Origin of the sequence: Streptomyces spongiae (assembly GCF_009377185.1) — a bacterium.
Lineage (GTDB): Bacteria > Actinomycetota > Actinomycetes > Streptomycetales > Streptomycetaceae > Streptomyces > Streptomyces spongiae.
The window spans coordinates 1-10,433 of the sequence record NZ_VJZC01000355.1; the positions used below are offsets into that span (position 1 = coordinate 1).

General features: G+C 70.8%; 14 protein-coding genes. 3 read left to right on the plus strand and 11 right to left on the minus strand.

Features of this window, described 5'->3' with window-relative positions; genetic code table 11:
- Positions 1-34: 34 nt before the first annotated feature.
- Both FNH08_RS33790 and FNH08_RS33795 read right to left on the minus strand, forming a co-directional pair.
- Positions 35-733, minus strand: a complete 699-nt coding sequence (locus tag FNH08_RS33790; RefSeq protein WP_152775340.1) for an SDR family oxidoreductase — start codon at positions 731-733, stop codon at positions 35-37.
- A gap of 18 nt (positions 734-751) precedes the next feature.
- Positions 752-1,291 carry an LOG family protein gene (locus FNH08_RS33795; RefSeq protein ID WP_152775341.1) on the minus strand — a complete coding sequence of 180 codons (540 nt, stop codon included), beginning with the start codon at positions 1,289-1,291 and terminating at the stop codon, positions 752-754.
- Positions 1,292-1,397: 106 nt separating this feature from the next.
- On the opposite strand from FNH08_RS33795, the gene FNH08_RS33800 reads away from it, so the two are divergent.
- Entirely contained in the window at positions 1,398-1,721 is a 324-nt protein-coding gene (locus tag FNH08_RS33800; protein ID WP_322725948.1) for a DUF427 domain-containing protein, read from the plus strand.
- A gap of 31 nt (positions 1,722-1,752) precedes the next feature.
- On the opposite strand, the gene mnmA is transcribed toward FNH08_RS33800, so the two are convergent.
- On the minus strand, positions 1,753-2,883 hold the full coding sequence (gene mnmA / locus FNH08_RS33805; RefSeq protein ID WP_152775343.1) for a tRNA 2-thiouridine(34) synthase MnmA: 1,131 nt from the start codon (positions 2,881-2,883) through the stop codon (positions 1,753-1,755).
- Positions 2,884-2,943: 60 nt separating this feature from the next.
- Here mnmA and FNH08_RS33810 point away from each other — a divergent pair, with 60 nt between their 5' ends.
- Positions 2,944-3,648 carry an N-acetylmuramoyl-L-alanine amidase gene (locus FNH08_RS33810; RefSeq protein WP_152775344.1) on the plus strand — a complete coding sequence of 235 codons (705 nt, stop codon included), beginning with the start codon at positions 2,944-2,946 and terminating at the stop codon, positions 3,646-3,648.
- Positions 3,649-3,701: 53 nt separating this feature from the next.
- Here the strand turns inward: FNH08_RS33810 and FNH08_RS33815 are convergent, their stop codons facing one another.
- From FNH08_RS33815 to FNH08_RS51075, 4 genes are all read right to left on the minus strand, one after another.
- Positions 3,702-4,148, minus strand: coding sequence for an SRPBCC family protein (locus FNH08_RS33815; protein WP_152775345.1), 447 nt, complete (start codon positions 4,146-4,148; stop codon positions 3,702-3,704).
- A 349-nt stretch (positions 4,149-4,497) separates the two neighbouring features.
- The gene (locus tag FNH08_RS33820; protein ID WP_152775346.1) at positions 4,498-5,667 is read right to left on the minus strand and encodes a cysteine desulfurase family protein; all 1,170 of its coding nucleotides are present in this window, start codon (positions 5,665-5,667) and stop codon (positions 4,498-4,500) included.
- A gap of 149 nt (positions 5,668-5,816) precedes the next feature.
- Complete coding sequence (locus FNH08_RS33825) at positions 5,817-6,086, minus strand: DUF4190 domain-containing protein (protein ID WP_152775347.1); 270 nt, start codon at positions 6,084-6,086, stop codon at positions 5,817-5,819.
- A gap of 34 nt (positions 6,087-6,120) precedes the next feature.
- The gene (locus FNH08_RS51075) at positions 6,121-6,288 is read right to left on the minus strand and encodes a hypothetical protein (protein ID WP_194238708.1); all 168 of its coding nucleotides are present in this window, start codon (positions 6,286-6,288) and stop codon (positions 6,121-6,123) included.
- A gap of 119 nt (positions 6,289-6,407) precedes the next feature.
- Here FNH08_RS51075 and FNH08_RS33830 point away from each other — a divergent pair, with 119 nt between their 5' ends.
- The gene (locus FNH08_RS33830) at positions 6,408-7,034 is read left to right on the plus strand and encodes a TetR family transcriptional regulator (protein WP_152775348.1); all 627 of its coding nucleotides are present in this window, start codon (positions 6,408-6,410) and stop codon (positions 7,032-7,034) included.
- Positions 7,035-7,166: 132 nt separating this feature from the next.
- Here FNH08_RS33830 and FNH08_RS51080 read toward each other — a convergent pair whose 3' ends face one another.
- From FNH08_RS51080 to FNH08_RS33850, 4 genes are all read right to left on the minus strand, one after another.
- Positions 7,167-7,592 (minus strand): hypothetical protein, encoded by a 426-nt coding sequence (locus FNH08_RS51080; RefSeq protein WP_194238709.1) that lies wholly within the window; start codon positions 7,590-7,592, stop codon positions 7,167-7,169.
- A gap of 157 nt (positions 7,593-7,749) precedes the next feature.
- A complete protein-coding gene (locus tag FNH08_RS33840; RefSeq protein WP_152775349.1) occupies positions 7,750-8,709 on the minus strand; it encodes a helix-turn-helix transcriptional regulator in 960 nt (319 codons plus the stop codon).
- Positions 8,710-8,818: 109 nt separating this feature from the next.
- Positions 8,819-9,664 (minus strand): thioesterase family protein, encoded by an 846-nt coding sequence (locus FNH08_RS33845; RefSeq protein WP_152775350.1) that lies wholly within the window; start codon positions 9,662-9,664, stop codon positions 8,819-8,821.
- 25 nt (positions 9,665-9,689) lie between these two features.
- Entirely contained in the window at positions 9,690-10,385 is a 696-nt protein-coding gene (locus tag FNH08_RS33850; RefSeq protein ID WP_322725949.1) for a trimeric intracellular cation channel family protein, read from the minus strand.
- Between the last annotated feature and the right edge of the window lie 48 nt (positions 10,386-10,433).

The window sequence follows — 10,433 nt, forward strand, 5'->3', positions numbered from 1 at the left end:
GGACGGGTAGGGGCGGCGGGGGCGACAACACCCCTCAACGACCCGGCCGCACCGTCACGTCATTGATCTCCGCGTCCCCCGGCAGGTCCAGAGCCATCAGGATCGTCGTCGCCACCGACTCGGGGTCGATCCACCGGGACGGGTCGTACTCCTTGCCCTCCTGCCGGTGGACCTTGGCCTGCATGGGACTGGCCGTGCGGCCGGGGTACACCGTCGTGACACGGACACCGCCCGCGTGCTCCTCGTGGCGGAGCGAGTCCGCCAGGGCCTTCAGGCCGTGCTTCGACGCCGCGTACGCGGACCAGTCCGCGTGGGCGTTCAGACCGGCACCGGAGTTCACGAACACCACGTGACCACGGGCGGTGCGGAGTTGGGGCAGGAAGTGGCGGGTCAGCTCGGCCGGGGAGACCAGGTTGACGTTCAGCTGGTGGCGCCAGGTCTTCGGAGTCAGCTCGCCCACCGGACCCAGGTCGACCACGCCCGCGATGTGCAGCAGCGAGTCGACACGGTCCGGCAGCGACTGGTGCGAGAAGGCCCAGGACAACCGGTCCGGGTCCGCCAGGTCGCCCACCAGAGTCCTCGCACCGGGGAACTCTGCTGACAACTCCTTGGCACGGCCCGCGTCCCGCGCGTGCAGCACGAGGTCGTCCCCGCGCGCGTGCAGACGGCGGGCGACTGCCGCGCCGATGCCGGAGCCGGCTCCGGTGATCACATGAGTAGCCATGCCCGACATGCTCGCATCACCCTCGCGTCATGCGACGCCCCGGCTCTCCTCGAGGTACGCGAGCGCCCCCACCGGCTCCTCCGCGAAGAAGACGAGGTCGCTGAGGGGACGGGGCAGGAAGCCCTCGTCCTCCATGCGCCGGAACTGCTCCTTGAGGCCGTCGTAGAAGCCCGCCGTGTTGAGCAGCACGACCGGCTTGTCCGTGTGGCCGTGCTTCTTGAGCTCCAGGATGTCGGTCGCCTCGTCCAGCGTCCCGGTCCCACCGACCATGATGACCACGGCGTCGGCCTTCTCCAGGAGCAGCCGCTTGCGCTCGGCGAGGTCGCGCGCGATGACCATCTGGTCCACCCCGGGGCGCGCCCTGTCCGCGAGGAACTCGACGGAGACGCCGAGCAGATGCCCGCCGGCCTCCTGCACCCCGTCCGCGACCACCTTCATGAGTCCGACGTCCGAACCGCCCCACACGAGCGTGTGCCCACCCTTGCCGAGGAGCTTGGCGAACTCCCGCGCGGGGCGCGTGTACCGGTCGTCGAGGTCGGCGGCGGAGAGGAAGACACAGATGTTCATGCGCCCACGCTACGGCCCGCCACTGACATCCCAGAGAACTTCCGGGAAGAACCCGTCGGCAGGGTGCGCTGTACCCGAGGAGACAGCTACCCGGGGAGGGTCCATCGTGACCAAGGGACACAGCATCACCATCGAGCAGAGCGCCGAGCACGTACGCGTGGTACACCGCGAACAGGTCCTCGCGGAGAGCACCCGGGCCCTGGTGCTGCGCGAGACGGGTTGTCCCGCGCGGTACTACATCCCCGAAGGGGATGTGCACACGGAACTGCTCACCGCGTCCGAGACACACACGTACTGCCCGTTCAAGGGCACGGCCTCGTACTGGTCCCTCCCGGACGCCCCCGACCTCGTGTGGGCGTACCCCGACCCGAAACCGGAGGTCGCGGAGATCAAGGGGCACCTGTGCTTCTACGAGGCCGAAGTCAACTGACCAAAGGGAGAAGCGGGAGGGCGACCGCCCGTCACGCCACCCCGGCCGTCGCCCGCGTCGTCGTCGCGATCGTCGCCGAGCCCACCACACGTGTGCCGTCGTACAGGACGATCGCCTGCCCGGGGGCCACGCCACGGACCGGGGCGGCGAAGGACACCTCCAGGGTCCCGTCGACCAGTTCCGCCGTGACCTCCGTCTCCCCGCCGTGGGCGCGGAGCTGGGCGGTGTACGTGCCCGGGCCGGAGGGGGCCACCCCGCACCAGCGGGGCTTGACGGCGGTCAGTGCGCTGACGTCCAGCGAGGCCGCCGGGCCCACCGTCACCGTGTTGTCCACGGGGGAGATGTCCAGCACGTAGCGCGGCTTGCCGTCGGGGGCCGGGGTGCCGATGCGCAGGCCCTTGCGCTGGCCGATCGTGAAGCCGTACGCGCCCTCGTGGGTGCCCACCCTGGTGCCGGACTCGTCGACGATGTCACCCTCCGCCTTGCCCAGGCGGGAGGCGAGGAAGCCCTGGGTGTCGCCGTCGGCGATGAAGCAGATGTCGTGCGAGTCGGGCTTCTTGGCGACCGCGAGGCCACGACGCTCGGCCTCCGCGCGGATCTCGTCCTTGGTCGTCACCGTGTCGCCGAGCGGGAACATCGCGTGGGCGAGCTGCCGGTCGTCGAGCACACCGAGGACGTACGACTGGTCCTTGGCCATGTCGGAGGCGCGGTGCAGCTCGCGCGTGCCGTCCTCCTTGAGGATCACCTGCGCGTAGTGGCCCGTGCAGACCGCGTCGAAGCCGAGGGCCAGGGCCTTGTCCAGGAGCGCGGCGAACTTGATCTTCTCGTTGCAGCGCAGGCAGGGGTTCGGGGTGCGTCCGGCCTCGTACTCGGCGACGAAGTCCTCGACGACGTCCTCGCGGAAGCGCTCGGCGAGGTCCCACACGTAGAAGGGGATGCCGATGACGTCCGCGGCACGCCGGGCGTCACGCGAGTCCTCGATGGTGCAGCAGCCGCGCGCGCCGGTACGGAACGACTGCGGGTTCGCGGACAGCGCGAGGTGGACGCCCGTCACGTCATGTCCGGCTTCCGCCGCGCGGGCGGCTGCGACGGCGGAGTCCACCCCGCCCGACATGGCGGCGAGGACACGGAGGGGGCGGGAGCGCTGCGAGATCTCAGTCATAGCCCTTCAAGGGTACGGGTCGGCGGGAACCGGATCCCGCGAGTATCCGTTGACGATCACATGGGCGAAAGAAGGGCTGCACGAAGCAGCGCTCCGAAGGACGGCGACCGGCGGATCGGGCGGCGTGCGCTGCTGATCGGCGGGGCGGCGGCCGCCGCGGGCACCGCCGTGTTCGCCCGCGACGAGCTCGGGCACCTGTGGTGGCGCGTGCCGGGCGTGGAGAAGCCGCGCAAGGAGGGCGAGGTCGACTTCACGGGAGCCCGCTGGGTGTCGGCGTCGGAGGCGAACTGGCGCCGCGCGGACCGGCCCGACGACTACGGGATAGACATGGTGGTCATCCATGTCACCCAGGGCAGCTTCGACAGCGCGGTGAAGGTCTTCCAGGACCCGGAGCACGGCGCCGCCTCGCACTACATCGTGCGCAAGGACGGCCACATCACGCAGATGATCCGCGAGCTGGACGTGGCGTTCCACGCCGGGAACCGCCAGTACAACGAACGGAGCGTCGGCATCGAGCACGCGGGCTTCGTGGAGCGGGCGTCCTCCTTCACGGACGAGATGTACGAGGCGTCCGCGCGGCTCACGGCCCGCATCTGCGCGCGGTACGACATCCCGGTCGACCGCGAGCACATCATCGGCCATGTGGAGGTGCCGGGCACGGACCACACGGATCCCGGGCCGCACTGGGACTGGGACCGGTACATGCGGCTCGTACGGCAGGCGCGTACGGCGACGGCCCGAGCCGACGGGGAGGAGTCGGTCTAGCCGGAGCGCCGACTGGAATCAGGCTCAGCCGCCGAGGGGTCGTCCCGACGGTGTCACGCGCCGCCTTCGAGCAGCTTCTTCAGCGTCAGTTCGTTCTGCGGAAGCTCCTTCCGCACATGCGGGCGGACCATGAGCGGGACCAGCAGTTTGCCGATTCCGTGCGACTCGAAGTCGGTGGACAGCGTGACGCGCGACCGTTCACCGTCGGCGAGCGGCTCGATGGTTCCTCGCATGTGTCCTCGGACCGGGCCGTCGACGCCGTCGAGCCGCCAGCTGCGCGGCTGGTCCAGCTCGGTGACCTCCATGGTCATCGGCATCTCCCGGCGACCGATCCGACGGGTCACCACGACGCGCGAGCCCACGCCGAGCGGCGCGTCTCCCACGGGGCGCACCGACACGGCGCTCTCCTGCCACTCGGGGTAGTGAGTGGGGTCGGTCACGTAGGAGAAGACGTCCTCAGGGCGCCGGGCGATGTCGACGCTTTCCTTGATCGCAGACATACGAACTCCCTTTTACCCGTTTCGTCCATTTGCCCAAATCGTCCCATGCCGAGGCCGACGTGCAAGTTCGGCGGGTATTGGGCAAAAAATCATGTTTTCAGGTATTCCATCCGATGACGGACGCTCTATCCTGATATCAGGCCTACGGGACGAGTGAGGGAGTTCGACCGGAGTAGCCGACTCTGGCGAGAAGCTTCGGTTTCCGCCGGTGCCGACGTCGACGGTCGGGCTGAGAGGCCGGAAGACCGTGGATCGCAAGGTCCGCGACTGGAAGGCGACCCCCAGCCACCTGATCCGGGTCATGCCGGCGAAGGGAACCCGTCTCGTAGGTCGCTTTCGTGCGCCTGGGCTAGGTGAGCCCCGCGCTGCGCGCACGCTCCACCGCCGGACCGATCGCCTTCGCGACCGCGTCGACGTCCGCCTCCGTGGAGGTGTGGCCGAGCGAGAAGCGCAGGGTTCCGCGGGCCAGGTCGGGGTCGGTACCGGTGGCGAGGAGTACGTGGCTGGGCTGGGCGACGCCCGCGGTGCACGCGGAGCCGGTGGAGCACTCGATGCCCTGGGCGTCCAGCAGCAGCAGGAGCGAGTCCCCCTCACAGCCCGGGAACGTGAAGTGGGCGTTGGCCGGCAGTCGGCCTTCGGGGGACGGATCGCCCCCGAGGATCGCGTCCGGGACGGCCGTACGGACCGCGCCGATCAGGTCGTCGCGCAGGGCACCGACCTCCCGCGCGAACCACTCGCGCTGCTCGGCGGCGAGACGGCCGGCGACGGCGAACGAGGCGACGGCCGGGACGTCGAGCGTGCCGGAGCGGACGTGCCGTTCCTGGCCGCCCCCGTGCAGTACGGGTACGGGGCTGTACTCACGGCCCAGAAGCAGGGCGCCGATCCCGTACGGGCCGCCGATCTTGTGACCGGAGACCGTCATCGCGGCGAGGCCGGAGGCACCGAAGTCGACGGGGACCTGACCGAAGGCCTGGACGGCGTCGGCATGCATCGGCACACCGAACTCCCCCGCCACATCGGCGAGTTCACGGACCGGCAAGATCGTGCCGATCTCGTTGTTGGCCCACATGACGGTGACCAGGGCGACGTCGTCGGGGTTGCGGGCGATCGCCTCGCGCAGGGCCTCGGGGTGGACGCGACCGTGCGCGTCGACCGGCAGGTACTCGACGGTGGCGCCCTCGTGCTCGCCCAGCCAGTGGACGGCGTCCAGCACCGCGTGATGCTCGACGGGGCTCGCGAGGACGCGGGTACGCGCGGGGTCGGCGTCGCGGCGTGACCAGTACAGACCCTTCACGGCGAGGTTGTCTGCCTCGGTGCCGCCGGAGGTGAAGACGACCTCACTGGGGCGGGCGGCGAGGGCCTCGGCGAGGGTCTCGCGGGCTTCCTCGATGGTGCGGCGGGCTCTGCGGCCTGCCGCGTGCAGCGAGGAGGCGTTGCCGGTGATGCCGAGCTGGGCGGTCAGGGCCTCTGCCGCCTCCGGGAGCATCGGAGTCGTCGCTGCGTGGTCGAGGTAAGCCATGATGGCCCCGATTCTACGGGGGGCCCGAACGCCGACCTCGGCCGACATGATGCCGGGAACGCGCTCGATCCCGGTCCGGCCGACGGCCGGTACGCGGCGGAGGCGGCCCGTCCCCGGCCGCCCGCCCGCGTTCTTTGAAGGGTCGTCGCCTAGAAGCTCCACGACACCGTGTTGTCCAGTTGCATCAGCGCGACCAGGACGAGGAGGTCGGCGACCCCGAGCCCGAGTCCGAGGTAGGCACGGCCGCGACGGGTCGTACCGCGCCACAGGGCCGCGGCGGCCAGGACGATGGCGATGGGGCCCAGGAAGACGTTGAGCACGAGGAGGCCCAGGAGGCCCAGGATGAACGACGCCACGGCCATGCCGTCGGCGTCACGGCCCACGGTGCGGCTCCGGTGCGGTGCGGCGGTGAGTTCCATGATCGGTCAGCTCCCAACAGGGGGACGAAGAGGGTTAGTTGGCGGAGGTGTGATGACGGCGGCCGTGACGCTCGCGAACCGCGAAGCCGGCGAGCCAGACGCCGATGACCGCCGCGGCGACGAGGGAGACGGACAGCGGCGCGTGGGCCACGGTGCCCATGACGACACCCAGCAACAGGAGGGCGGCGACGAGGAACAGCATGGTGGTATGCCTCTCGTGACGGTTTGGTGAACGGTTGTAGTTACAGTTGTTTACTGACTCCTCAGTCTAGCGCGCCGTGCGACTTTCCAATCCCAGAGAACAGTTGTTAACTGCATGGCATGAGTCACATCCTCGGCAGCCGTCAGGCCCAGAAGCAGAAGACCCGACAGGCGTTCCTGGACGCGGCGTTGGAACTGCTCGAGGAGCAGAGTCTGAGCAGCCTGGGTCTGCGCGAGGTCACCCGCGCCGTCGGGGTCGCCCCGACGGCGTTCTACCGGCACTTCCACTCGACGGCGGACCTCGGCGTCGCGCTCGTCGAGGAGGCGCTGGGCAGCCTCCACGCCATGATCGGGACCACGGTGTCCGCGGCCGGCGACAGCGAGCAGCGCATCACGCGCGCCGTCGATCTGATCGCGCGCCACGTGGAGGCGTATCCCGCGCATGTCCGTTTCATCGCCCGTGAGCGGCACGGGGGCGTGCAGCCGGTGCGGGAGGCGATCGGTGCGCAACTGGCCCGGTTCGCCGAGGAGGTGAAGGCGGAGTTGGCCAAGCAGCCGGAGTCCGAGGGGTGGGGCGACGACGATCTGCTGATGCTTGCGGGGCTCTATGTCGATCAGATGCTGGTGACCGGGTCGCTCTTTCTGGAGACGCTGGAGGGGGACGAGGAGGAGCGTGAGCGTGTTGCCCGGGTGGCGACGCGGCGGATGCGGCTGATCAGTATCGGGCGTCGGCACTGGTTGGGCTGAACATCTCGTCTGCCCCAGTAGGTCCTTGGTCGACTGCGGGTCCGTTGTGGTTGCTCGCGCAGTTCCCCGCGCCCCTAAAAGCCGTGGCGCGCCCCGAGGGGCGCGCCACCGCGTGCGTACCAACCGTCCAGGTCACGTGTCCTTCGACGACTCCTTCGTGGCCGACTGGCTCGGTGACTGACCCTGCCCCGGCTGGCCCTGTCCCTGCTGACCGCCGCCACCCGGGCCGCCGCAGCCGCCGGCACCCCCGGGGCCGCCGCCCTGACCGCCGCCGTTCTGACCGCCGCCGCCAGGAGCCCCGCTCGGAGCTCCGCTCGGCGCGCCCGAAGGGGCACCCGACGGTGCCGCGCCCGTGGGTGCCCCGGATGGCGCACCCGAGGGAGCACCCGACGGCGCGCCCGAGGGAGCACCGGACGGTGCCTGGCAGTTCTGCTGGGAGGAGTTGCCGCCGTTCGAGTTCGAGGTGGTCGACGACGAGTCGCCGGAGCCGCACGCCGTCAGCACCAGGGGTGCGGCCGCGAGGAGGGCCACTGCGGGGAGGAGACGCACACGCTTCATGAGAAACAGCTCCAAGAACGATGAGGAGGTCGAGGCGTGCATGCAATCAACGCCCCTTAGGGCTCCCGTGGGTTCGCCCTGTGCCCCGCCTGTGCGAAGGGCAAAGCCGGTCTCTACTCACCCCACTTGACCTGCTACTTCACCGTTCCCCCGTAACTCAGCCCTGGTACAGCTCCGTGACAGAAGCGGCCGCCGCGGCGAGTTCGGCGCGTGCTTCGGGGGGCGAGAGGACCTCCAGCCGGTCGGCGAAAACGAGGAGCCCGCGCACCTCGCCGAGGCGCCCGTACGCCAGGTGCGCGGTCAGCCACTCGCTCTCGCCGTCGTCCTCGGGCAGGGCGGTCAGCCAGGCGGCCTGAAGGCGCAGGAACATGTCGGAGTAAGCGCGCCGCACCCGCACCGTGACGTCGATGCCCGTGGGGCGCTCCTCGACCTGGCGGCGCAGCACCTCCCAGACGTCGGCGAGTTCCACACCGGGGCGGCGCTTCACCGGGTCCCTCAGCAGGGTCGCCGAGCGCACGCGGTCCGCGCGGAACAGCCGTGGTGTGCCGCGTCGGTCGGCGACCAGGTACCAGACGCCCGCCTTGGACACGAGTCCGTACGGGTCGACGGTGTACGTGCTCCGGTCGGTGGCCCCGCTGTGCCGGTAACGCAGCCGCAGCCGCCGGTCGGCGAAGACGGCGTCCTGCAGCCTCTCCAGGTCGACGGCCTGCCGCGGGCCGCCCTTCCAGCGCGAGGCGTCGACGAGGACGCGGCGGCTGGTGGCCTCGGCGGCCGGCCGGTGGGGTGCCGGCAGCGCGGCCATCACCTTGCGCAGCGCCGAGCCGAGCGCCTCGTCCAGGCCGAGCGCCGCGTGGGCGCCCTGCGCGGCCAGGACGAACAGGGCACGGGACTCGTCGGCGGTGAGCCCCGTGACGTCCGTCCGGAACCCGGCGAGCAACTCGATCCCGCCGTGCCGTCCGCGCTCGGCGTACACGGGCACGCCGGACGCCGACAGCGCCTCGACGTCCCGGTAGATGGTCCGTACGGACACCTCGAGCCGCTCGGCGAGTTCATGTGCCGGGACACGGCCGCGGGTCTGGAGCAGCAGGAGGATCGAGAGCAGGCGGTCGGCCTTCATCGGCCCAGGATTTCAGCCCGCACCGACAGTGCCCGTGGCAGAGCCCTCCGACGCCCGCACCGACAGTGCCCGTGGCAGAGCCCTCCGCCGCGCGACTGCGAGGCGGGACTCAGCCCAGCCGCACCCGCGCCAGCTGCCGCGACTGGGCGACCAGCCGGCCGGCGCTGTCCCAGACCTCGGCGTCCTCCTCCAGGAAGCCGCCGGCGAGGTTGCGGGTGGTGATGGAGACCCGCAGCGGGCCCGGCGCCGGGCGGGACCGTACGTGGACGGTGAGTTCGACCGTCGGCACCCACCCGGAGATGCCGAGCTCGAAGGCGGTGGGCGGCAGCGCGTCGACCGCGAGCAGCAGCGAGAGGGGGTCGGCGTCGCGGCCGTCCGCGAGGCCGAACCAGGCGCGCATCTCGCCCTTCCCGGACGGCGCGCCGAGCGCCCAGCCGAGCGTCGACGGGTCGAGCTTGAGCATCAGCCGGTCCGCGATGGCGGAGCTGCCGGAGACCGGGGCGGGCCCGTCCTGCGGGCCGAAGCACTGCTCCATGGGCGGGATGGCGGGCGGCCGCGCCGTCGTACGGACGTCGTCGGGCAGGGTGTCCAGGTCGCCGTACGAGGCGAGTACGCGGATGCGCTCGACCTCGCGGCCGTCCTCGTCGTACTGGAAGAGCGACGCCTGGCCGGTGGAGAGGGTGCGGCCGGTGCGGACGACGTCGGTACGGATCACCGCGGGACCCGGCCGGGACGCCGTGAGGTAGTGCGCGGAGACCGTGAACGGGTCGGAGTGCGGGAGGGCGTCCGCGAGGGCGCGGCCCAGAACGGCCAGGAGGTAGCCGCCGTTGACGGCGTTGATGATCGTCCAGCCGGCGGAGAGGTCGATGTCGTAGACGCCCTCTTCGCGTCGCGCGACAGCGGTGTCGCGGTCGAACTCGCTGTCGCCGATGGTCGCCTGGGTCATCTGGGTCATGGCGGTACCGTACAACAGAAGATTACTAAGCGGTAGCTTTCTGGGTCCGCTCCTGGGTCCGCTCCTCCACCTCCACCGCCGAGGACCTCCGGTGCCAGGCCCGCGGCGCCCTCCAGTGGAAGTGCATCGCGAGCAGCCGCAGCACGAAGGCGGTGATCGCGGCGAGCCCGGACGTGAGGGGGGTGAGGGCGTCCTGGCGGATGCACAACACGACCAGGGCGGTGCCGACCATCGCGGGCACCGCGTACAGATCGCGGTCCCAGCGCAGCAGCGACGGCACCTCGTTGGCGAGCACGTCGCGCAGGACACCGCCCCCGACGGCGGTGGCGACCCCGAGGGCCGCCGAGGCGGTGAGGCCGAGCCCGTACTCGTACGCCTTCGTCGTGCCCGCGACGCAGAACAGCCCGAGGCCGGCCGCGTCGAAGACGTTCACGGCGGTCTGGATGCGCTCCACCTCCGGGTGGAGGAAGAAGACGAGGAGGGCGGCGAGCAGCGGAGTGAGGAAGTAGCCGAGGTCGGTGAACGCGGCGGGCGGCACGGCCCCGATGACCAGGTCCCGGAACACCCCGCCACCCAGCGCGGTGACCTCGGCGAGGACGGCGATGCCGAAGACGTCGAAGTTCTTGCGGACGGCCATCAGCGCGCCGGAGATCGCGAAGACGAAGATGCCTATCAGGTCGAGCGCGTGCTGGACGGAGGGGGTGAAAAGTTGCTGGAGCACCTAAGCATTGTTACGCACTGGGGGCGTGCACCTTGCATTGCAAGGTGC

What these genes read in the sequence shown, in the direction of transcription:
- FNH08_RS33790 (WP_152775340.1), bottom strand. Translation starts at nt 733, where the DNA reads ATGTCGGGCATGGCTACTCATGTGATCACCGGAGCCGGCTCCGGCATC.
- FNH08_RS33795 (WP_152775341.1), bottom strand. Translation starts at nt 1,291, where the DNA reads ATGAACATCTGTGTCTTCCTCTCCGCCGCCGACCTCGACGACCGGTAC.
- mnmA (WP_152775343.1), bottom strand. Translation starts at nt 2,883, where the DNA reads ATGACTGAGATCTCGCAGCGCTCCCGCCCCCTCCGTGTCCTCGCCGCC.
- FNH08_RS33810 (WP_152775344.1), top strand. Translation starts at nt 2,944, where the DNA reads ATGGGCGAAAGAAGGGCTGCACGAAGCAGCGCTCCGAAGGACGGCGAC.
- FNH08_RS33815 (WP_152775345.1), bottom strand. Translation starts at nt 4,148, where the DNA reads ATGTCTGCGATCAAGGAAAGCGTCGACATCGCCCGGCGCCCTGAGGAC.
- FNH08_RS33820 (WP_152775346.1), bottom strand. Translation starts at nt 5,667, where the DNA reads ATGGCTTACCTCGACCACGCAGCGACGACTCCGATGCTCCCGGAGGCG.
- FNH08_RS33825 (WP_152775347.1), bottom strand. Translation starts at nt 6,086, where the DNA reads ATGGAACTCACCGCCGCACCGCACCGGAGCCGCACCGTGGGCCGTGAC.
- FNH08_RS51075 (WP_194238708.1), bottom strand. Translation starts at nt 6,288, where the DNA reads ATGCTGTTCCTCGTCGCCGCCCTCCTGTTGCTGGGTGTCGTCATGGGC.
- FNH08_RS33830 (WP_152775348.1), top strand. Translation starts at nt 6,408, where the DNA reads ATGAGTCACATCCTCGGCAGCCGTCAGGCCCAGAAGCAGAAGACCCGA.
- FNH08_RS51080 (WP_194238709.1), bottom strand. Translation starts at nt 7,592, where the DNA reads ATGAAGCGTGTGCGTCTCCTCCCCGCAGTGGCCCTCCTCGCGGCCGCA.
- FNH08_RS33840 (WP_152775349.1), bottom strand. Translation starts at nt 8,709, where the DNA reads ATGAAGGCCGACCGCCTGCTCTCGATCCTCCTGCTGCTCCAGACCCGC.
- FNH08_RS33845 (WP_152775350.1), bottom strand. Translation starts at nt 9,664, where the DNA reads ATGACCCAGATGACCCAGGCGACCATCGGCGACAGCGAGTTCGACCGC.